This window comes from Micrococcus sp. iso_239, from assembly GCF_056173395.1.
Genome location: NZ_CM149672.1, coordinates 90,161 through 110,361, shown reverse-complemented (window position 1 = coordinate 110,361; position 20,201 = coordinate 90,161). Strand labels below are relative to the sequence as shown.

General features: G+C 72.2%; 18 protein-coding genes. 4 read left to right on the top strand and 14 right to left on the bottom strand.

The genetic code is table 11. The features are described 5' to 3' along the window. Positions 1 to 24 precede the first annotated feature (24 nt). On the bottom strand, positions 25 to 1,014 hold the full coding sequence (locus AC0VX2_RS00505; RefSeq protein ID WP_136939887.1) for a 2-hydroxyacid dehydrogenase: 990 nt from the start codon (positions 1,012 to 1,014) through the stop codon (positions 25 to 27). Between the two features lie 165 nt (positions 1,015 to 1,179). Between AC0VX2_RS00505 and AC0VX2_RS00500 the strand changes: the two genes are divergently transcribed. Both AC0VX2_RS00500 and AC0VX2_RS00495 read left to right on the top strand, forming a co-directional pair. Next, the gene (locus AC0VX2_RS00500) at positions 1,180 to 3,054 is read left to right on the top strand and encodes an MDR family MFS transporter (protein ID WP_136939886.1); all 1,875 of its coding nucleotides are present in this window, start codon (positions 1,180 to 1,182) and stop codon (positions 3,052 to 3,054) included. Further along, positions 3,047 to 3,556, top strand: a complete 510-nt coding sequence (locus tag AC0VX2_RS00495; RefSeq protein WP_036380863.1) for a MarR family winged helix-turn-helix transcriptional regulator — start codon at positions 3,047 to 3,049, stop codon at positions 3,554 to 3,556. Before AC0VX2_RS00500 ends, AC0VX2_RS00495 begins: the two co-directional genes overlap by 8 nt. A 40-nt stretch (positions 3,557 to 3,596) precedes the next feature. On the opposite strand, the gene AC0VX2_RS00490 is transcribed toward AC0VX2_RS00495, so the two are convergent. From AC0VX2_RS00490 to AC0VX2_RS00440, 11 genes are all read right to left on the bottom strand, one after another. Continuing rightward, positions 3,597 to 5,660 (bottom strand): M13 family metallopeptidase, encoded by a 2,064-nt coding sequence (locus tag AC0VX2_RS00490; RefSeq protein WP_036380860.1) that lies wholly within the window; start codon positions 5,658 to 5,660, stop codon positions 3,597 to 3,599. 149 nt (positions 5,661 to 5,809) lie between these two features. Beyond that, entirely contained in the window at positions 5,810 to 6,292 is a 483-nt protein-coding gene (locus tag AC0VX2_RS00485; protein WP_036380856.1) for an SRPBCC family protein, read from the bottom strand. Between the two features lie 47 nt (positions 6,293 to 6,339). Next, positions 6,340 to 7,038, bottom strand: a complete 699-nt coding sequence (locus AC0VX2_RS00480; protein ID WP_036380853.1) for a DNA-3-methyladenine glycosylase — start codon at positions 7,036 to 7,038, stop codon at positions 6,340 to 6,342. Further along, on the bottom strand, positions 7,035 to 8,066 hold the full coding sequence (gene panC, locus AC0VX2_RS00475; protein WP_036380850.1) for a pantoate--beta-alanine ligase: 1,032 nt from the start codon (positions 8,064 to 8,066) through the stop codon (positions 7,035 to 7,037). Before panC ends, AC0VX2_RS00480 begins: the two co-directional genes overlap by 4 nt. A 154-nt stretch (positions 8,067 to 8,220) precedes the next feature. Continuing rightward, positions 8,221 to 8,919 (bottom strand): DUF3618 domain-containing protein, encoded by a 699-nt coding sequence (locus AC0VX2_RS00470; RefSeq protein WP_069941095.1) that lies wholly within the window; start codon positions 8,917 to 8,919, stop codon positions 8,221 to 8,223. After that, positions 8,916 to 9,383 (bottom strand): phage holin family protein, encoded by a 468-nt coding sequence (locus AC0VX2_RS00465; protein WP_020625304.1) that lies wholly within the window; start codon positions 9,381 to 9,383, stop codon positions 8,916 to 8,918. The genes AC0VX2_RS00470 and AC0VX2_RS00465 overlap by 4 nt, the downstream gene beginning before the upstream one ends. Continuing rightward, positions 9,380 to 10,195, bottom strand: a complete 816-nt coding sequence (locus AC0VX2_RS00460; RefSeq protein WP_020625303.1) for a CsbD family protein — start codon at positions 10,193 to 10,195, stop codon at positions 9,380 to 9,382. Before AC0VX2_RS00460 ends, AC0VX2_RS00465 begins: the two co-directional genes overlap by 4 nt. Positions 10,196 to 10,352: 157 nt before the next feature. Further along, positions 10,353 to 11,579, bottom strand: a complete 1,227-nt coding sequence (locus tag AC0VX2_RS00455; protein ID WP_396729624.1) for a glycerophosphodiester phosphodiesterase — start codon at positions 11,577 to 11,579, stop codon at positions 10,353 to 10,355. Between the two features lie 174 nt (positions 11,580 to 11,753). Continuing rightward, positions 11,754 to 13,223 carry a GntP family permease gene (locus AC0VX2_RS00450; RefSeq protein ID WP_101965649.1) on the bottom strand — a complete coding sequence of 490 codons (1,470 nt, stop codon included), beginning with the start codon at positions 13,221 to 13,223 and terminating at the stop codon, positions 11,754 to 11,756. 39 nt (positions 13,224 to 13,262) lie between these two features. Beyond that, complete coding sequence (locus AC0VX2_RS00445; protein ID WP_101965650.1) at positions 13,263 to 14,765, bottom strand: CoA-acylating methylmalonate-semialdehyde dehydrogenase; 1,503 nt, start codon at positions 14,763 to 14,765, stop codon at positions 13,263 to 13,265. 31 nt (positions 14,766 to 14,796) lie between these two features. Further along, positions 14,797 to 15,702 (bottom strand): NAD(P)-dependent oxidoreductase, encoded by a 906-nt coding sequence (locus AC0VX2_RS00440; RefSeq protein ID WP_101965651.1) that lies wholly within the window; start codon positions 15,700 to 15,702, stop codon positions 14,797 to 14,799. A 111-nt stretch (positions 15,703 to 15,813) separates the two neighbouring features. On the opposite strand from AC0VX2_RS00440, the gene AC0VX2_RS00435 reads away from it, so the two are divergent. Continuing rightward, positions 15,814 to 16,704, top strand: a complete 891-nt coding sequence (locus AC0VX2_RS00435; protein ID WP_101965652.1) for a LysR family transcriptional regulator — start codon at positions 15,814 to 15,816, stop codon at positions 16,702 to 16,704. A 35-nt stretch (positions 16,705 to 16,739) separates the two neighbouring features. Here AC0VX2_RS00435 and AC0VX2_RS00430 read toward each other — a convergent pair whose 3' ends face one another. Both AC0VX2_RS00430 and AC0VX2_RS00425 read right to left on the bottom strand, forming a co-directional pair. Next, positions 16,740 to 18,902 carry a S9 family peptidase gene (locus tag AC0VX2_RS00430; RefSeq protein WP_475432597.1) on the bottom strand — a complete coding sequence of 721 codons (2,163 nt, stop codon included), beginning with the start codon at positions 18,900 to 18,902 and terminating at the stop codon, positions 16,740 to 16,742. Between the two features lie 95 nt (positions 18,903 to 18,997). Continuing rightward, entirely contained in the window at positions 18,998 to 19,447 is a 450-nt protein-coding gene (locus AC0VX2_RS00425) for a DUF3806 domain-containing protein (protein ID WP_101965654.1), read from the bottom strand. 262 nt (positions 19,448 to 19,709) lie between these two features. Here AC0VX2_RS00425 and AC0VX2_RS00420 point away from each other — a divergent pair, with 262 nt between their 5' ends. Beyond that, entirely contained in the window at positions 19,710 to 20,186 is a 477-nt protein-coding gene (locus AC0VX2_RS00420) for a low molecular weight protein-tyrosine-phosphatase (protein ID WP_119217628.1), read from the top strand. Positions 20,187 to 20,201: the final 15 nt, after the last annotated feature.

The following is a 20,201-nucleotide window of genomic DNA, read 5'->3' as shown; positions in this document are numbered from 1 at the left end:
AGTCTACCGACGGCGCCCCGCCGGTCAGCCGCGCACCTCGGGGTTGACGAGGGCCGGGACCTCCGCGCCCGTGGCCATGGCGATCGCGTTGCGCGCGGCCAGCTCGGCCATCGCGGCGCGGGTGTCCCGGGTGGCGGAGCCCAGATGCGGCAGGAGCATCACGTTCTCCAGCTCGGCCAGGCCCGGGGCGAGGGCGGGCTCGTCCTCGTAGACGTCCAGACCGGCGCCGAAGAGCCGCCCCTCGCGCAGGGCGGTGACGAGGGCCGCCTCGTCCACCACGGGGCCGCGGGCCGTGTTGACGAGGACGGCGTCGTCCTTCATCTTCGCGATCACCTCCGCATCCACGAGGTGGTGGGTGTCGTCCGTCAGGGGCACGTGGAGGGAGAGGACGTCCGCGACCTCGACGAGCTCCTCCCAGCGGACCTGACGGACGCGGCCGGCGAGGTCGCCGAGCTCCTCGGCCGCCACCTCCCGGTGCGCGGGAGGCCGCGGCGCGAACACGACGTCCATGCCGAAGGCGAGCGCGCGCTCGGCCACCGCCTTGCCGATCCGCCCGAAACCGGCCAGGCCCAGGGTCGCGCCGCGCACGTCCCGGCCCACGAGCAGGTCCGGCGCCCAGCCGTGGAAGCGCCCCTCGCGCACCATCCGCTCGCCCTCGGGGGCACGGCGGGTCACCCCGAGGATCAGGAGCATCGCGATGTCCGCGGTGGCGTCCGTGAGCACGTCCGGGGTGTTGCCGACGGCGATCCCCCGCCGCGTCGCGGCGGCCACGTCCACGTTGTTGTAGCCGACCGCGTAGTTGGCGATGCCCCTGATCCGCGCGTCGGCGAGCACGTCGGCGGTGAACTTCTGGTCCAGGGCCGCGACGACGACGTCGTAGTCCCCCGAGGCCACCAGCCGCGCGAGCGCGGCGTCCCCTCCGACGTCGGCGCCGTCCACCACCTCTCCGGCCGCGCGCAGCATTCCGAGCCCGGGCTCAGGGAGGCGGGTCATGAGCAGGAAACGGGGGGTCACGGCGGGGCCTCACTCTCGGATCGGGGGGAGGACGCGGCGTCGTCCGGCGTGACCAGGCTAACCGCGGACGGCGGGTGCGGCCCGGTCCGACGCCCCTTATGATTGACTCTCGTCAATCATTGACTCATGTCAATCACCGCGCCGCCCCTCCCGCCGAAGGACCCCATGACCCCAACCTCCCCCGCCCCCGAGGCCGTCGCGCCGGCCGGCGCCCCCTCGCTCGAGCGCGCCGCCGCCGACGCCGCGCGCCACCGCTCCGTGCTCCAGGCCCTGACCGGCCTCCTGCTGGGCATGTTCGTCTCGATGATCGCCAACACGGTGGTCTCGACCTCGATGCCGGTGATCATCCACGACATCGGCGGCGACCAGACCGCCTACACCTGGGTCATCACCTCGGCCCTGCTCGCCACGGCCATCGCCACCCCGATCTGGGGCAAGCTGGCCGACCTCGTCAACCGCAAGGTCCTCTTCCAGGTCGCCCTGGCGATCTTCGTCGCCGCCTCCGCGGCGGCCGGGTTCACCCACGATCCGACCTTCCTGATCGTCTGCCGCACCGTGCAGGGCCTGGGCGGCGGCGGCCTCGTCGCGCTCAGCCAGGTGATCATGGCGGACATCATCAGCCCGCGTGAGCGCGGCCGCTACATGGGCCTGTTCGGCGCCGTGATGGCCGTGGCCACGGTGGGCGGCCCGCTCGCCGGCGGCGTGATCACCGACCTGTGGGGCTGGCGCTGGAACTTCTTCGTGGCGGTGCCCTTCGCCGTCGTCGCCCTGGTGATGGTGCAGCGCACCCTCCACCTCCCGCACCGCGAGCGCCAGAAGGTGTCCATCGACTACCTCGGCATCGTGTTCCTGACCGCGGCCACCGCGCTGCTGCTGATCTGGGTCACCAGCGCCGGCCGCGACTTCGACTGGGCCAGCACCACCACCGCGTGGATGCTCGGCGGCGCCGCCGTCGCCACCGTCCTGTTCGTCGTGACCGAGCTGCGCGTCGCCGAGCCGCTCATCCCGCTCACCCTCTTCCGCGACCGCACCTTCACCCTCGCGACGATCGCCTCGATCGCCACGGGCCTGGCCATGTTCGGCTCCTCCGTCTACCTGGCCCAGTACATGCAGCTGGCCCGCGGCGCGACGCCGACCCAGGCCGGCCTCATGACCATCCCGATGATCCTCGGCCTGCTCGTGTCCTCCACGGTGATCGGCGGCCTCATCACCCGCACCGGCGTGTGGAAGCGCTGGCTCGTGATCGGCGCCGTCCTGCTGATCGCCGGCACCGCCCTGCTCGGCACCCTGCACTACGACACCTCCTTCTGGCTGGTGTCCCTCTACATGTTCCTGCTCGGCGCCGGCGTCGGCATGACCATGCAGAACCTCGTGCTCGTGGTGCAGAACACCACCGACCCGCGGCAGATGGGCGTCGCCAGCTCCGGCGTCACCTTCTTCCGCACCCTGGGCGGCAGCATCGGTGTCGCCGTGATGGGCGCCGTGGTCTCCAACGTGGTCCCGGACCGCATCGAGGAGCGCCGCGCGGACCTCGCCGCGGCCCTGCGCAGCCTGGGCCCGGACGCCGCCGAGTGGTCCGAGAGCCTGCAGTCCAGCACCCTGCCACGCGTGGCGGAGATGCCCGACGGCCTGCGCTCGATCTTCGAGGACGTCTACGCCACCGGCATCTCCCACGCGTTCCTCGTGGGCGTGCCCCTCGCAATCGTCGCGCTGATCGCGATCCTGTTCCTGCCGAACATCCCGCTGGGTCGCATGACCACCTCCGAGCGCCTCCACGCCACCCGCGCCGACCTGGCCACCCACGCCACGGCCGAGGCCATGCAGACGCTGCCCGCGACCGGTCCGATCCCCGTGGTGACCGCGGCGCAGGGGCAGCATCCCGCCGAGGACCCGGAGGAGTCCCGGGCGGTGGCGGCCGAGCGCCCGGCGACGGCGTCGCCGGTGGCCGGCCGGCCCGTCGCCCCCGCGGCGCTGGCCGTGGCGGGGACGGCCCTGCTGGCGGCCGTCGTCACCGCGCTGGTCCGGGCCCGCCGTGGCTGACGGCGCCCCGGACCCGGGCGGAGGCGGCGACGACGCGGGCTTCGAGGCCGCCGTCCAGGGGCTCGAGCAGGCGTTCTCGCGTCTGGTCCTGCAGCACCGCCAGGTGATGGTCCGCTACGCGGCGGCCCTCAGCCCGGCCCTGTCCGTCGGGGCGATGAAGGCGTTCATGATGCTGGCCAACGAGGGGACCATGACGCCCTCGGCCGTGGCCGAGGGCCTGCTGGTGGACCGCGCGCAGGTCTCCCGCATGGTCCGCGACCTCGAGGCCGCCGGGCTGATCACCCGAGAGCCGGACCCGCGGGACCGCCGCTCCGCCCTCCTGAGCGCCAGCCCCGAGGGGCTCGCCCGCCTCGACGCGGTGCGCGGCGGCCCGGCGGGTCGCGGGCTGCGCGACGACCTGGCGCGCTGGGACCGCGAGGACATCCGGACGCTGACGCGCCTGCTGGACCGGCTGGCCGCCGAGCGTCAGACCCGGATGCAGGACCCCGCCGAATCCGAGTGAGCCGCCGGCCGGACCCGCGGGGCCCGGCCGGCGGGCGGGATCACCAGATGGTGACGCGCTCCTCCGGGGCCAGCCACATGGGATCCCCCTCGCGCGTGCCGAACGCCTCGTGGAAGGCGTCGAGGTTCTTGACCACCTGGTTGCAGCGGAACTCGTTGGGCGAGTGCGGGTCCGAGGCGATGCGGGTGACCATGGCCTCCGGTCGCGTGAGCTGACGCCACACGGTGGCCCAGGCGGTGAAGAACTCGCGGTCCCCCGCCGCGGCGTCGAGGGAGGCGCCGTCGCCCTCGTCCCGCCAGATCTCCAAGGCGCGGTGGGCGATGCCCAGGCCGCCGAGGTCGCCGATGTTCTCCCCCAGGGTGAACTCGCCGTTGACGCGGTGGTCCGGGGCCTCGGCCGGGGAGAGCGCGTTGTACTGGGCCACCAGCCGGGAGGTGCGCTCGGTGAACGCCGCGCGGTCCTCCTCGGTCCACCAGTCCTCGAGCCGACCGGCGCCGTCGTACCGCGAGCCCTGGTCGTCGAAGCCGTGGCCGATCTCGTGGCCGATCACGGCGCCGATCGCCCCCAGGTTCGCGGCCATCGAGGCCTCGGGGTCGAAGAACGGGGGCTGCAAAATGGCGGCCGGGAAGACGATCGCGTTCTCGAGCGGGGAGTAGTACGCGTTCACCGTCTGCGGCGTGATGTGCCACTCCTCCGGGTCCGGCCCGTCCGCGATCTTGCGCAGGTCCCGCTCCCACTCGAGCTCCGAGGAGGAGCGGGCGTTGCCCAGCAGGTCGCCGGCGTGGACCTCGAGGGCGGAGTAGTCCAGCCACTTCGAGGGGTAGCCCACCATGGGGCGGAACATCGCCAGCTTCTCGAGCGCCCGCTGACGGGTCTCCTCGCCCATCCACTCGAGCTCCTCGATGGACCGGCGATAGGCCTCCTGGAGCAGGCCCACGAGCTCGTCCATCGCGGCCACGTGGCCCTGCGGGAAATGGCGGGCCACGTAGAGCTGCGCCACGTCCTCGCCGGCCGCCCCGTTGACGAACGCGACCGCGCGCTTCCAGCGGGGGCGGACCTCCTCGGTGCCGGCCAGGCGGCGGCCGTAGAAGGAGAAGTTCTCCTGCACGAACGCGTCCGGCAGGAAGCCGGCGAAGGAGCGCAGCACCTGCAGGATCAGCCAGTGACGCCAGTCCTCGAGGTCGGCGGCCTCGGGTCCCTCGAGCAGCCCCTGCACACCGGAGAGGAAGTCCGGCTGCCACACCACGACCTCCGCGGCGCGCTCGCCGGCGGCGTCCACGCCCTCGAGCCACGCGTCGGCCAGGGGGAAGAGCTCCGTCAGCCGGTCGTGGGTCATGGGGTTGTAGCGGGCCACGGCGTCCCGGCTGCGGACCAGGTCCCAGTGCAGGGCGGCGATGCGCTTCTCCAGCTCCACCACCCGGACGCCCAGCGCGGCGGCCTCGTCCCGGTCCGCGCCGATCCCGGCCAGCGCCAGCAGACGGCCGGTGTGCTCGGTGTACTGCTCGAGGATCTCGGCGTAGGCCTCGTCCCGGTAGTAGGACTCGTCCGGCAGGCCCAGGCCGCCCTGGAGCAGGTGCAGGAGCATGCGGTCCGGGTTCCCGGCGTCGTTGAGGGCGCCGGTGTTGATGAGGCCGGAGACGCCCTGGCGCTGCAGTCGCCCGGACAGGGCGAGCAGCTCCGCGGGGGTGGACACGGTGGCCACCGCCGCCAGGTCCGAGGCGATCGGCTCGAGGCCGCGGGCCTCCACGGTCTCGTCGTCCATGAACGAGGCGTACAGCGCGGCGATCCGGCGCTTGAGCTCCGGATGCTCCGTGCCCTCCGCGTCCTCCTCGTCCAGCGGGGCGAGCGGGACGTCCCGGTGCGCGCCGGCCGCGGCCGTGGCCTGCACGCGCGCCTGGGCGGGGTCGAAGCCCGTGCCGACCTCGCGCACGGCGTCCTCGCACAGGTGCCGGACGGCGAGCTCGGCCGCGTCCCGCAGCTCGAGGAACGCGCCGTAGGCGCCCTGGTCCGCGGGGATCTCATGGGTGTCCAGCCACCCGGCGTTGACGTGGCGGTACAGGTCCTCGCGCGGCGACGGGACTTCGGGCTCGGCGGTGGCGGTCACGGCGGATCCTCCTGGACGTGGGGGTGGACGGTCTCGCACGGCACTCTAGCCGTGACACCGGACACGACGACGGGCACCGCACCCTGGCCGGGTGCGTGCCCGTCGTCGAGGGGACGGCCAGCCCGGAGGCCGCCGTCGGGAGGCGGGGGTCAGCCGACCTCGGCGGCCAGCTTCGCGAGCGACTCCTCCATCTGCTCCTCGGACACCATCGGGAAGAGGTTCTTCGCCAGCAGCTCCGGGTCGGTCACGGCGGTCCAGTCGTAGGTGAGGGACACGACCGTGCTGCCGGAGCCGTTGTCCTCGAGCCGGTAGACCCACTGCCAACCCTTGGGCTCGGTGCCGGCGGGGGCGGTCTTCCAGCCGACCAGCTTGTTCGGGTCGTAGGCGACCACGTGATTGTCGGTCTGGTAGTCGCCACCCATGTGCTCCGCGTGCATGTTCATGGTGAACACGTCGCCGACCTTCTGGATGCGCTGGGTCTTGTCGTCGGACTGCACCATGCCCGAGCCGTCGAACTTCGCGTGGTTCGCGGGCAGGGTCAGGAAGTCGAACACGTCCTTGGCGGACGCGTCGATGGTCCGGGTGACGGTCTGCTGGGTCTCGCCGTGGGCGGTCTTGTTCATCTCGGTCATGGGATCAACCTAGGCACGGGGCCGGGGCGGTCGACAAGGTCTGGGGGTCAGTCCGGCACGTTGCGGCCACGCCGGAACGCGGACACGCTGCGGTGGCCGGCCACGCTGAACCGCCACGGGAAGCGCACGGAGCCGCCCTCCCCCGAGACGCCGACGCGCGGGCCCGTCACGACCTCGATCGGCGGCTCGGCCGGATCGCGGGGCGCGGGCGGGGCCAGGAGGAAGCGGGCGGGCGCGGCCGGCGCGGCGAGGCGGGCCGAGGTGCCACCGTCGTCGGCCACCTCCGGCGGCGCGGCGACGATCTCCACGGGCGCGTGGCCCATCTCCAGGGTGATGCCGAGGCCCTGGCCGAGGTTGCCCGGGCCGGAGAGCAGCTTGGGGCCGGTGTCCCGGCCACGGCGGGCCACCGCGAGGTCCCCTCCTGCAAGCACCTCGGCCGCACGCAGCAGCACACCGCCGGCCTCCCCCTCGGGGTGGCCCACCAGGTTCAGGCAGCGGTGGATGCCGTAGTTCAGGTACACGTACGTGCGCCGCGGCGGCCCGAACAGCGCGGCATTGCGCTCGGTGCGGCCGCGGAACGAGTGGGCGCCGGGGTCCGCTCCCGCGTTCCCGTACGCCTCGGTCTCGGTCAGCCGCACGGTGACGGCGCCGTCCGGGGCGACGACGGTCAGCCGGCACCCCAGCAGCGTCGCGGCGAGCGCGGGCGAGGGGCCGTCGAAGGCGGCGGCGAGACGCTCCGGGGTCACGGCAGCGGCCCCGCGACGGGCAGCACCATGGTGTCGATCAGCCGGACGGGCGGCACGTGCGCGGCCACGAGGGCGAGGGCCTCGCGGCGCAGCGGCTGGCACAGCAGCTCCGGACCGAGCTCGGCGAAGGTGTCCCGGTCCACCACCACGAGGTGGTCCAGCTCGACGCCCGGCTCGTCCTCGACCATCCGGCGAGCGGCCTGGACGTCGACGGGCTCACCGGCCGCCGCGGCGTCGGCCAGGGAGCGCAGGGCGCGGCTGAGGACGAGCGCGTGCTCCAGGCCCGCGGCGTCCAGGCGGGTGTTGCGGCTGGAGAGCGCGAGGCCCTCGGGCGAGCGGACGATGGGTACGGCGCGGACGTCGACGTCGATGTCCAGGTCCGTGGCCAGGCGGCGCAGGACGGTGAGCTGCTGCGCGTCCTTCTGGCCGAAGTAGCTGCGCAGGGCCGGCACCGCCGGGCGCACGATGTTCCACAGCTTCGCCACGACGGTGGCCACGCCGTCGAAGTGGCCCGGGCGGGAGGCGCCCTCGAGGACCTCCCCCATGCGGCCGGCGGAGACGGTGACGATCGGCGCGTCCGGGTAGCCCGGGTACATCTCCTGCACGTCCGGGGCGAACACGACGTCGGCGCCCGCCGCCGCCAGCAGGTCCAGGTCCGCGTCCAGGGTGCGCGGATAGTGCTCCAGGTCGGCCGGATCGCCGAACTGGAGCGGGTTCACGAAGATGCTGACCGCGACGACGTCGTTCTCGGCGCGGGCCCGCCGCACCAGGGCCGCGTGGCCGCCGTGGAGGGCGCCCATCGTGGGGATCAGGCCGACGGTGACGGGCTCGGCGTCGCCGTCGTCCGTGGCGTGGGCGACGAGCTCACGGAGAGCGGAGCGCATCTCGGCGACGGTCCGGGCCAGACGCGGGCGCGCGGAGACGCCGTCGGCCTCGGCCGTCACGGGAGCGGGGAGGGCGTCCTCGAGGGTCAGGCCGGTGCCGGCGGGGACGGGGCGCTGGTCGGGGACGCGGTCGAGAGGGGTCACCCTCCGAGTCTAGGCACGGGGCCTCGGGGAGGACTTCCGCCTCACCACGCGCATCTGGTCCAAGGCCTGAGCCGCGGGCCGGATTCGGCCCCGCCACGCGCGACGCCGGCCGGTCCCGTCAACGGGACCGGCCGGCGTCGTGCTCGAGTCGGGCTCAGGCGTCCTTCGCGGTGTCCTTCACCTGGCGGGCGGCGTCCTGGGACTCCGCCTTGAGGCCCTGCGCCGTGTCCGTGCCCTGCTCCTTGAGGTGGGAAGCGGCCTCGGCGGCCGACTCCTTCACGCTCCCGGCGGCCTCGCGGGCGGCGGGCTCGAGGTCCTCGCGCAGCTGCTGGGCGGCCTGCTTGGCCTCGTCCACCAGCGGGGCGGCCTGGTCCTTGAGGCCCTCCGCGGCGCGCTGCTCCGCGCGTGAGGCGGGGATCAGCGAGCTGAGCAGCAGGCCGGCACCGAAGGCGATCAGCCCGGCGGCCAACGGGTTGCCCGCGGTGCGGCCGCGCAGCTGAGCCGGGGCCTGGTGCAGGGCGTGCTGGGCGTCGTCGGCCCACTCGGACACCCGGTCGCCGGCGTCGCCCAGGCGGTCCTGGGCCTGGCCGGCCGCGTCATACGCGGAGGCCCGGGCGTCGTCGATCACCCCGTGGGCGCGATCGCCCAGCGAGGGCTCGTGGCGGTGCTGCTCCGGGGAGCCCATGATGTTCTCCTTCGCGTGGATGAAGCCGTCCTTGATGCGGTTGGTCTGCCGGGACACGGCCTTCGTGGGGCTCACCTTCTCGGCGAGGGCGTCCACGTCCTGGCCGAGCTCGCGGCGCGTACGCTCGATGTCGGCGCGGATCTCATCGGGGTTGTTGCTCGTGGTCATCGCGTCTCCTTCGCGGGGTTCAGGGTCTCGGGGATCTCCTGAAGCGTCTCCTGGGTCTGCGGCAGACCCTTGATCTTCTCGATGTCCTTCTTGCCCTGCACGGCCAGCACGGCCGCCACGACGCCCCACAGCACGGCCACGATCAGCGCGGCCCAGCCGATCGGCAGGAACACGTCGAGCAGGTGCATCAGGGCGAGGGACAGGAACATCAGCAGGAAGAAGCCGCCGACGGCGGCGCCGGCCAGCAGCCCCGCCCCCTTGCCGGCCTTCTTCGCGGACTCGGTGGCCTCGGCCTTGGCCAGGGCGATCTCCTGGCTGACCAGCGTCGACAGCTTGGCCGACAGGCTCTGGAACATCTCGCCGAGGCTCTCGTGCTCGGCGCGGAACTCCGCCTGCGTGGACGGCGGGGTGTGCGCGCCGGAGTGCGGCGTCGCGTCGCGGAACGGCTCGTGGGCGGTGCTCATGCGTCACCCCCGGGCCGGGTCTGGTCGAACGGCCGCTCGGCGGTCAGGCCCTGCTGGACCGGTGCCTGCGTGCCGTACGGGACGTCCCCGACGCCGGCCGCGCGGCGGGGCCCGGCGCCGTCCGCGACGCGGCCGTCGGCCTGGGAGAGCGAATCGCTCGAGTAGGCCGGGGCCTGCGAGTCCAGGTGGTGCGGAGTCACGTCCGCGTGCACCGCGTCCGGACGGGTCTCGTGACGGCGCGGCGAGGTGGAGGCGGTGGAGTCGGGCTGGGCGGCGTCGCGGATGCCGCGCGTCAGTCGACCGGCCACCAGCCCGGCGCCCAGGGCGAGGGCCAGGAACGTGCCCGGACGGCGAGCGGCGAAGCCGCGCACGTCCTGCAGCAGGTCCTGCGGGGAAGCGGTCTCCAGGCGCTGGGTCAGGGCCTCGGCACGGTCCGCCACCGAGGCGACGCCCTGGCGCACCAAATCGGTCTGCGGCTGCTCACCGGAGACCACGCGGTGCAGGTCGTCGGTGTAGCTGCGCACCTGGCCCGCGAGCCGCTCCTGCTGGGTCTGCACCTGCGCGCCGACCTGCTCCTGGGCGGAGCCGACCAGCGACTGCACCTGGTCAGCGGCCTCGTCCTTCACCTGGCCGGCCTCGTGCTTGGCGGTGGCCGCGAGGTCCTGGGCCTTGTCCTTGGCGTCGTGGGCCACGGCCTTCGCCTGGCCCTGGGCCTCGCCCGCGGCCTGCTGGGCCTTGCCCTTCGCCTGGTCCTTGGCGTCACGGCCCTCGGCTGAGGAGCCGTGGGCGTTCTTCGGCGTGTTCGTCGTCATGCTGTGCCTTCCTTCGTCCGGGTCGGCGTCCCTCATGGCCGGCCCTTCTGGCCGTCCACGTCACCGGGTCCACCGGTCTTGAGCGCCAAGGTAAGCACCGCAGGGACCCTGCCGGAAGACCTCGGGTCCGCCGGGATCGTCTCCGGTCGGGACGGGGTCAGCGCACCTTCAGGCCCCGCTGGGCGGTCTTGCCGACGCCCCGGCCCGGGTGCTCCTTCTTGCCCTGCATCCAGACGTCCACGGCCTGCACGCCGAGGTCGGGGTGGTCGGTGAAGAAGCCGTCGATGCCGGCGTCGAGGAACGGCTGGATCATGCCGACCATGTCGCCCTGTGCGTTCCGGTCCGTGGAGGAGCGGAACTCCGTGTAGAGGAACTGGTTCTCGGCGCGGAAGGTGTACGGCACCACCTCGAGGCCCGCGCGGTGGGCGAGGGAGACGAACGCGGTCTCCTCGCCCATCGAGCCGTCCTTCTCCTTGGTGATGATCTGCGCGAAGGCCGGGCCGAGCGTGTCGACGCCGGCCGCGCGGATCTCGCGCATGCCCGCGGCGGTCTCGTAGAAGTCGTAGTCGCGGAGTTCGTCGCCGGCGGCCACGGAGTCATAGGGTGCGCCGGTGACGCTGGAGAGGAACACCGTCTCGGCCTTGAGGCCGAGGTTCTCGTTGAGATCGCGCAGGTTGGCGAGTTCGAAGGACTGCACGGTGGCGGGGGCGTTGCGCTTGTTCAGGCCGTGCTCGTCGAGCAGCTCGACGACGCGCTCCTCCATGGACAGGCCGATGGAGTCGAAGTAGGTGGGGTGCTTGATCTCGGGGATGACGCCGATCTCGCGGCCGTGCCGGGCCGAGAGGCGCTCCCGCAGCTCGAGCACCTCCTCGAAGGTGGGCACCTGGTACCGGCCGTCGTAGGACGCGGACTCGGGGCGGACCTGCGGCAGGCGCTCCTTGGCGCGCAGGGTCTTGAGCTCGGCGAGGGTGAAGTCCTCGGTGAACCAGCCGGTGAGGGCCACGCCGTCGACGACCTTGGTGGTCCTGCGGTCCGCGAACTCGGGTCGCTGGGCGACGTCCGTGGTGCCGTCGATCAGGTTCTCGTGGCGGACCACGAGCACGCCGTCCTTGGTGGAGACCAGGTCCGGCTCGATCACATCCGCGCCCTGGGCGGCGGCCAGCTCGTAGGCGGCCAGGGTGTGCTCGGGGCGGTAGCCGGAGGCACCACGATGACCCACGACGTCGGGACGCACTACGGGCTTGCCCGTGACGGACTGCGCGGCGGCCGGGGTCTCCGTTGCGGCGGGGGCGGCGACGGCCGGGGCGGCCAGCGGGGCGCTGACGGCGACGGCGGCGGCGAGGGCCACGAGGCCGCGGGTGGCGTGACGACGGACGGAGGTCATGGAACGGTCCTTTCCGGGAGGGGGATGACCGCTCCAGTGGGCCAGATCCGCGTGTCGGCCGGGTGGCCCCCCTCCGGCCACAGACGGCCCGTCCGGTGAACAGCCGGTGACGGTTCCAGGCGCGGCACGGTCACGCAGCGCCGCGCCCGGCCGCGAGGACAGATCGGATCGGCGTCAGCCGACGGCGAGTGCCCCAAGGACGATCACAGCGACGGCCAGTACAGGGATCACGAGTGTGATCATCGCCACGTCCTTGTACGACTCGCGGTGCGTCATGCCACACACGAGGAGCAGAGTGATCACGGCCCCGTTGTGGGGCATCGAGTCGAGACCTCCGGATGCCATCGCGGTGACTCGGTGGAGCAACTCGAGGCTGTAGCCCTGCTCGACCGCCAGAGACCGGAGGTCCTCGCCGATGGCGTTCAACGCGATCGTCATGCCGCCCGAGGCCGAGCCCGTGATGCCGGCGATGACCGAAGTGGAGATCGCCGTCGCCGCCAGGGCGTTCATGCCGGGCGCCAGGATGCCGTTCTTGACGATGGCGAAGGCCGGCAGAGAGGCGATCACCGCTCCGTAACCCACCTCCGACGCGGTGCTGAAGATGGGCACCAGTGACCGCTGGGCACCCACGATGAAGTTCTCCCAGATCACACGCAGATGGCGGAGGTTGAGCAGGACGATGATCGCCACGGCGGCCAGCAGTGCCGAGAGGACGGCCCAGACCGCAGACCGGCCGGCCAGAGTGGCCCCACCGTACTTCTCCTCCTGGAGATACCCCCAGTCCATGGCCGGGAAGACAACCGTCGTCGCCAGCAGGTTGACCACGAAGACCGCCAGGATCGGCAGGAAGGGCAGCAGCGCGTTCCGTGGCTCGGGAAGGAGCACCTCCCCGGCCTCGGACTCCTTCACCAGAGTGCCGACGGCGGCGTCACCGGTCGGGCCGGCGGCCTTCCCCGCGTTCGCCTCGCCCACGCCCGCTGCCCGCTCCAGGTCGGTCAGGTGGCCGAACCGTTCCCCTGCCGCGACGAGCCGTCCGACCCGGAAGTGCAGCCAAAGCAGGCCGAGGCCGAGCATCAGGACGCTTCCCACCACGCCGACGATCGGCGCGGCAAACGTGCCTGTGCCGAAGAACTGCCCCGGGATGATGTTCTGGATCTGAGGCGTCCCCGGGACGGCCGTCATCGTGAAGGTCAGGATGCCCAGCGCGATCGTGGCGGGGATCATCCGCCGCGGCAGGTCAGCCATCCGGAAGAGTTCCTTCGCGAGGGGGAACATCACGAACACGGCCACGAACACACTCACGCCGCCATACGTCAGGATGGCGGCGGTGAACACCGTCGCCAGGATGGCCCGCTGAGGGCGCAGCCACCGGGTGATGACCTGGGCGACGGCGCGGGCGTACCCGGTGATCGACATCAGCCGTCCGAAGATCGCTCCGGTCACGAAGATCGGGAAGTAGCTGGTGATGAACTTGCCCAGCGCGGGCATGAAGATGTCCGTGTATGTCGCCAGGAACGGCGCCCCCGAGAAGACCATCGCCACGGCGGCGCACACCGGGGCCGCGATGACCACCGAGGTCCCCCGGTAGGCCATGGTGATGAGGAGGAGCAAGGAGAGGATGATGCCCAGGAATCCGATGATCATGGAGTGTTCATCTCACGAGGTTGTCAGTGAGCCGACGGCTCAGTGGGAGGGGAACCCGAGGTCGACTTGGGACTCGCTGGCCTCGGGCCAACGAGAGGAGACGACCTTTCGCCGGGTGTAGAAGTTGAACCCCTCGGGGCCGTACATGTGCGTGTCCCCGAACAGCGAGTCCTTCCAGCCTCCGAAACTGAACGAGCCCACCGGGACGGGGATCGGGATGTTCACCCCGACCATGCCGACTTCGATGTCGTACTCGAACGAGCGCACGGTCTTCCCATCGCGGGTGAACACCGACGTGCCGTTCGCGAACCGGTTCTCGTTGATCAGGTCGACCGCGTCCTCATACGTGTCCACGCGCACGATCGCCAGCACGGGGCCGAAGATCTCGTCGTCGTAGACCTTCATGCCCGGCCGGACATGGTCGACGATGCTGGGCCCAATGAAGAAGCCCTCGGTCGGCACGTCGTGGGTCCTCCCGTCCAGCACGAGCGTTCCACCCTCCTGCGCGGCGCCGTCCACATAGGACGTGACCCGCTCCAGCGCGTCGCGGGTGATGAGCGGGCCCATCTCGGCTTCGGGCTGGTCGCCCGGACGGACGACGAGTGCCCGGGCCAGTTCCGTGACCCGGTCGACGAACTGGTCGGCGATGTCGCCCACCACCACCGCCACCGAGATCGCCATGCAGCGCTCGCCGGCAGAACCGAAGGCGGCCGAGACAGCCGCGGCGGCCGCGCTCTCGAGGTCGGCGTCCGGCATGACGACCATGTGGTTCTTGGCCCCGCCCAAAGCCTGAACGCGCTTCCCCTCGTTCGCGGCCGTCGTGTAGATGTGATGGGCCACCGGCGTCGAACCCACAAAGGAGACAGCCTTGACCTGCGGGTGGCTGAGGAGCGCGTCCACCGCCTCCTTGTCGCCGTGGACGACATTCAGGATGCCCTCGGGCAGGCCCGCCTCCAGAAAGACCTCAGCCAGCCAGTTGGCGGCTGAAGGGTCGCGCTCGCTCGGCTTGAGGACGACGGCGTTGCCGGCAGCGATCGCCGTGGTGAACATCCAGAGCGGCACCATGGCAGGGAAGTTGAAGGGCGTGATGCACGCAACCACCCCCACCGGCTGCCGGATCTGCTTGACGTCGACACCGTCGGCCACCTGCTCGGCGAACTCCCCCTTCATGTGGTGCAGGAGCCCGGCGCAGAACTCGACGTTCTCCATCCCCCGCGCGATCTCGCCGAGTGCGTCGGAGTGGACCTTGCCGTGTTCTCTCGTGATGATCCGAGCCAGCTCGTCCTTCCGCGCGTCGATGATTTCCCGGGCCCGAAACATGATCTTCGAACGCTTCACCAACCCGACGCGCCGCCACTCCCGCTGTGCGCGCACCGCGTCCCGCACGGCTTCGTCGACCCGAGACGCCGGCGCCTGGACGAGCTCAGCGATCTGCTGGCCCGTCGCCGGGTTGTAAACGGGGGTGGTGCGGTCGCCGCCCCGAGCCTTCCCCCCGATGAAGTGTTCGATGACGGTGGTCTTTCCTGCGGACATGGTGGTCATGCTCAGCTCCTGCGTGTATGCGTGGAATCGTTCAGATCTCGGCCTGGCTCTTGCCAGGCGTCACGTACTTCACGACGAGGGTGCAGTCCTTGTCACCCAGGCCTTCGTCACGCAGCCGGTGCAGTTGCTCTTGGGCGAGAGACGCCGCCTCGAGGTGAAGGCCAGCGGCCTTTCCCGCATCCACCGCCAAGGTGACGTCCTTGATGGCCAGGTCCGCTCGGAAGCTGGCCTCGAAGTTGTTGTTGGCGGCGGCACTCGGAACGACCCCCGCGACGGGATACCACGTCTGCTGCGACCAGGACATGCCGGATGAGGCCGTCGTGATCTCCCAAAAGGTCTTCGGGTCCAGTCCCAGGTGTTTCGCGAGCTGGGACCCTTCGGACGCCGCCATCTGCGTGATGAACAGCATCATGTTGTTGGCGATTTTGGCGGCGATGCCCGCCGTCGGCCCGCCCGCGGCGAACGCCTTGCCCGACATCGGCTTCACGTGCTCCAGGGCTTCGGCGACATCGGCCTCGCTTCCGCCGATCATGAACGCGAGGGTCGCGGCAGCGGCCCCGGACGTGCCCCCGCTCACCGGGGCATCGACGAAGCGCACGCCGTGCTTGGGCGCTTCCTCGTGACACCAGCGGGACGTCTCGATGTCCACGGTGGACGAGTCCATGATGAGCGTCCCCGGACGTGCGTTGCTGAACACCCCGCCGTCCTGGGAGAGCACGTCGCGCACGTGCTGGCCCTTCGGAAGCATCGTCACCACCACGTCGGCGTCGGCAACCGCCTCCGCAATGGAGCCGACGACGTCCACGCCCACCTTCCGCGCGTCCTCCCGCGCCGCGTCACTCAGGTCGTAGCCCCTGACTGGATGGCCGGACGCGACCAGGTTGCCAGCCATGGGTGCACCCATGTTCCCGAGTCCGATCCAAGCGAAACGAGTCATCTCAATCCAGCCTCCTGCGTTGCTGTCCTGTGGTGCAGCTCACACTAAGGGGGGTGCGTGCGGGTATCAATGCATCTTCGAGAGGGGAAATTGCACGGATGATGTGCATTCGTGCATCATCAGCCGATGGAGCGCTGGAAAGCCGTCACCCAGATGGAAGGGCTGGTCACCCTCCTCCTCGTCGTCCGAGAGGGTCGCCTCGATGCAGCCGCGGAGGAACTGCAGGTGAATCGGACGACGGTCACACGCCGCTTGAAGGCGCTCGAGGCGGCCCTGGGCGGCCGGGTCGTCGTCCGGGGTCCTGCAGGGATGGAGGTGACGCCACTGGGCGAAGAAGCGCTCGCTGCCGCGCGCGCGCTCGAAGCCGCCGTGGAGCCTCTGACGGGTCGGCACCGAGGCGACCTCCACGGGGTCATCCGTCTCGGAGTTCCCGAGGCGTTCGCCGTGGCATTCGCGGCGCCGAGCATCGCCGAGCTCCAAACCGCTCATCCCCGCCTGCAGGTCCAGATCCGGACGAACCCGGCGCGGGGCCGCATGTCACACACGGACCTGGACATGGTGGTCACCGTCGGCCACCCCGGGCAGTCCCGTGCCCTGACCCGCTTCCTCCGCGACTACGAACTCCGGCTCTACGCGTCCGAGGACTACGTCCGACGGCACGGTGCTCCACAGGACCTGGCCGACCTGGGCGACCACCCGCTCGTCTACTACGTGGAGACGGAACTGAGCACCGAATCCCTGGACGCCGCGCGCGAATCGCTTCGACACATGCGGACCGGTGCCAGCTCGACCAGTGTCATGGCCCAAGTGGCGGCGACCCGGGCCGGGGCCGGCATCGGGCTGCTGCCCGACTTCTGCGCAGGCGATGACCCCGACCTGGTCCCCATCCTGCCGAACGTCTTCCGCCACCGGATGGAGTACTGGCTCATGGTCACGGTCGAGGCATGGCGCAATCCGACGGTCCGCGCTGTGCACGAGCGCCTAGCCCTGCACCAGGCCTGACGTGCTCCAGCGCCGCGGCGGCCACACCCGGCGGCTCAGCCCGCCGTCGACGACGGCCGCGTCAGTCCCAGCGTCTCCGGGGCCGTCGGGGCGCTGTCGCCGAGGACGTGCTCGCCCAGGAAGCCGAGGACGACCTCGTACCAGACCTTCGCGTGCTGCGGGGCGAGGATCCAGTGGTTCTCGTGGGGGAAGTAGAGGAACCGGTGGTCGGTGGTGCCGTCCGCGGCGGCCGGCCGCCCGGACTTCGCCAGCAGGTCCGACCACAGGCGCAGCCCCTCGCCGATCGGCACGCGGTAGTCCTTATCGCCGTGGATGACGAGCATCGGGGAGACGATCTCGCCCACGAACCGGTGCGGAGAGTTCTCCTGCTGCATCTGCTCGTCCATCTCGCGGGCCCAGTAGAACGCGGCGTCCGTCGTCGGGCCGAAGCCGTCCAGCGCCCACAGCGAGGCGTGCGTGACCACGCACCGGAACCGGTCGGTGTGCCCGGCCACCCAGTTCGCCATGTAGCCGCCGAACGAGCCGCCCATGGCGGCGGTGCGGTCGCCGTCGACGTCCTCACGCGCCACGACGGCGTCCGTGAGCGCCATCAGGTCCGTGTAGGGCGCCTGGCCCCAGCGGCCCCAGCCGCGTTCGATGAAGTCCTGGCCGTAGCCCGTGGACAGCGCCGGGTCCGGCAGCAGCACCGCGTAGCCGCGCGCCGCCATGATCCACGGGGTCCAGCGCCAGCTCCACGCGTTCCACGAGCCCAGGGGCCCGCCGTGGATCCACAGCAGCAGCGGGTGACCGCCGGCCGGCGCCTCCCCCTCGGGGAGCACGAGCCAGCCGCGCACGTGCGTGCCGTCCTCGGCGACGGTCTCCACGTCCTCGAGGGTGCCCGGGATCGCGGGGCGCTCCACGGGGTTCGGCAGGCGCGTGGTCTCGCCCGTGGCCAGGTCGATCCGCGCCACCTCCGGCGGGAACAGGTAGGAGGAGCGGACGCCGTAGGCCGTGGCCCCGTCCGGGGAGAGCACGACGTCGGTCCACGCCTCGTCCTCCCGGGTCACCTGCGCGACGGCGCCGGTGGCCACCTCGATGCGGAACACCGGGCGGCGACCCTCGGAGTCCGCGAGCGCGATCACCGCGGAGTCGTCCGGCAGCCACGCGACGACGTCGGCCCACCGGTCCCAGCCGTGGGCCAGGGGCGTGGTCTGGCCCGTGGCCGTGTCCATCACATACAGGCGCGGGTGCACGGCGGAGTGCGGCGTGGAGTCGAGGGTGCGGACGACGACGGCGCGCGTGCCGTCGTGGCTGACGGGACCGACGGAGACGTCCTCGCCGGGGACGTCGTGCAGGACGCGGTGCTCGCCCGTGGCCAGGTCCACGCGCACCACCGTGCCCTCGCGCACGTTGCCGCGGGCCTCGGCGGTGGCGGCCGTGGTGATCAGGAACGAGCCGTCCGGGGCCACCTGCGCGCCGATCCCGAACGCGTGGGAGCGCGGGAAGCCGGAGACGTGGCGCAGGTGGTGCGCGACGTCGTCGGCCTCGGGAGCCAGGCCGGAGGCGGCGGGGCCGGGCTCGGCGACGTCGGCGTCGGTGGCGGGCTCGCCCTGCGGGTCCGGGCCGGGCTCGAGGACGAAGAGCTCGGGGCGGGCGGGGCCGAGGTCGTGGTCCCAGAAGCGGATGGGGTAGCCGGTGTGCAGGATGGCGTCCACGCCGGCGTCCTTGCGGGTCTGCGCGAGGGCCGCGTGCTCGGCCTCGGTGGTCGCGCCGAGCAGCCGGTCCGCCGTGACGACCACGCGGTCCGCTGCGGACGCGCACGTGACCGCGGCGACGCCGCCCGGGCGGGAGAGCACCACGCGCGCCTCGCCGCCCCGGGCCGGCAGGGCCCACAGGGCGCTGCGCTTCTCGGCCTCGGCGTCGGCGGGGTCGGGACGGGCGGAGGTGAAGAAGAGGGTGCCGTCCGCGGCGAACTGCGCGCCGGCCTCGCCCTCGCGGGAGCGGGTCAGGCGGTGGGCGGGGCGCTCGCCCGCGGGGTCGACCTCCCAGAGGGCGGTGGCGTAGCCGGTGCCCTTCGCGTCACGGGTGGCGACGGTGGTCACCAGGCGGGCGCCGTCCGGGCTGAGGGTGAGACCGGCGACGCGCGGCAGGGCGGTGAAGGCGTCGAGGTCGTGGAAGGGGGTGGCGGGGGTGTCCGCGGTGTCCGGGGTGGAGGTCATGCGTTCGTTTCTATCGGCCCGCACGTGATCCGGGCAACACGGAGGGCGGCGGGGTGGTGGCATCGACGGCGGGCCGCCCCGGTGCCCGCCGCGCCTCAGGCGCCGGGCAGCGTGCCGGCGTCGGCCCGCATCTGCTGGAGCTGCTCGCCGAGCCAGTCGACGTACCCGCCCATCCACTCCCCCGTGGCCTGGTCGTTCCAGCTCTGGCCGACCACCGGCTGCGGGAAGACGACGGCGTCCGAGAGGGTGTCCCGCAGCGCGAGGGCGGGCCCCTCCTCATCCGCGACCGTCACCCACTGCATGCCGTGGCGCGCGCCCAGGTGCTCGCCGAGCAGCACCGCGACGACGTCCAGCAGCACCGCCAGCTCCTCGGGGTCCAGCTCCTCGGCCTCGGCCTGCGAGCGGGCCAGCACGGCGTCGTAGTAGGCGGCGACCGCGTCCAGGTCCAGGTGGTCCACGCCCTCCTGCGCGGCGAAGTCGCGACGGACGCGCACCCACTCCCGCTCGGGCTCGGTCAGGGGGCTCATCTCGGGCTGGTCGGTCATGGCCTCCATCCTGCCAGGCGCGTCGGGCGCCGTCGTCGCCGGAACAGACGGTGCCAGCCGCGCTTTCGTTCGGGAAACGGCGGCGTGTCGCAGCGCTTTCGTTCGGGAAACGGCGAGGAACCGGGGGGACACACCGCCGGAGGCCTCCGACCCTCCAGCGGGACCACTCGTGGACGCACCCGATGCCGCCCCGCCAGCGACGAGGCGAGCGTGCGGGCCGTCGTCGTCCGCCGCCCCCGCCCGGACTTGAGACACTGGCCCCATGCGCATCATGACCGTCTGCCTGGGGAACATCTGCCGCTCGCCCGCCGCCGAGGCCGTGCTGAACCGCAAGCTCGCGGAGGCCGGTCTCCACGACGTCGAGGTCACCTCCGCCGGCACGTCCGGCGAGCACGTGGGCGCCCGGCCGCATCACCTCACCCGCGAGGTCGGCGGGGAACTGGGGTACGAGTTCTCGACGGTGGGGGTGCAGCTGTCCGCCGACCTCGTGGACGAGGCCGACCTGATCCTGGTGATGGACGAGGCCAACCTCGTCGACGCGCGGCGCCTCGCGACCACGGACGAGCAGCGGGACCGGATCCACCTGATGGGCGAGTTCGCGTCGGATGCGGACAGCGCCGGGGTGCGCGAGGTCCCCGATCCATACGGGTATCCGCGGCCGCAGTTCGAGGAGATGTACCGGCAGATCGAGGACGCGGCAGACGGCGTCGTCGCCGCGATCCGCGACGGGCGCCTCTGACGGCCGGGGCGCGGC

Excerpts from the sequence above, each read along its gene's own strand:
- AC0VX2_RS00500 (WP_136939886.1), top strand. The coding sequence starts at position 1,180 with ATGACCCCAACCTCCCCCGCCCCCGAGGCCGTCGCGCCGGCCGGCGCC.
- AC0VX2_RS00485 (WP_036380856.1), bottom strand. The coding sequence starts at position 6,292 with ATGACCGAGATGAACAAGACCGCCCACGGCGAGACCCAGCAGACCGTC.
- AC0VX2_RS00470 (WP_069941095.1), bottom strand. The coding sequence starts at position 8,919 with ATGACCACGAGCAACAACCCCGATGAGATCCGCGCCGACATCGAGCGT.
- AC0VX2_RS00465 (WP_020625304.1), bottom strand. The coding sequence starts at position 9,383 with ATGAGCACCGCCCACGAGCCGTTCCGCGACGCGACGCCGCACTCCGGC.
- AC0VX2_RS00460 (WP_020625303.1), bottom strand. The coding sequence starts at position 10,195 with ATGACGACGAACACGCCGAAGAACGCCCACGGCTCCTCAGCCGAGGGC.
- AC0VX2_RS00455 (WP_396729624.1), bottom strand. The coding sequence starts at position 11,579 with ATGACCTCCGTCCGTCGTCACGCCACCCGCGGCCTCGTGGCCCTCGCC.
- AC0VX2_RS00450 (WP_101965649.1), bottom strand. The coding sequence starts at position 13,223 with ATGATCATCGGATTCCTGGGCATCATCCTCTCCTTGCTCCTCCTCATC.
- AC0VX2_RS00445 (WP_101965650.1), bottom strand. The coding sequence starts at position 14,765 with ATGACCACCATGTCCGCAGGAAAGACCACCGTCATCGAACACTTCATC.
- AC0VX2_RS00440 (WP_101965651.1), bottom strand. The coding sequence starts at position 15,702 with ATGACTCGTTTCGCTTGGATCGGACTCGGGAACATGGGTGCACCCATG.
- AC0VX2_RS00430 (WP_475432597.1), bottom strand. The coding sequence starts at position 18,902 with ATGACCTCCACCCCGGACACCGCGGACACCCCCGCCACCCCCTTCCAC.
- AC0VX2_RS00425 (WP_101965654.1), bottom strand. The coding sequence starts at position 19,447 with ATGACCGACCAGCCCGAGATGAGCCCCCTGACCGAGCCCGAGCGGGAG.
- AC0VX2_RS00420 (WP_119217628.1), top strand. The coding sequence starts at position 19,710 with ATGCGCATCATGACCGTCTGCCTGGGGAACATCTGCCGCTCGCCCGCC.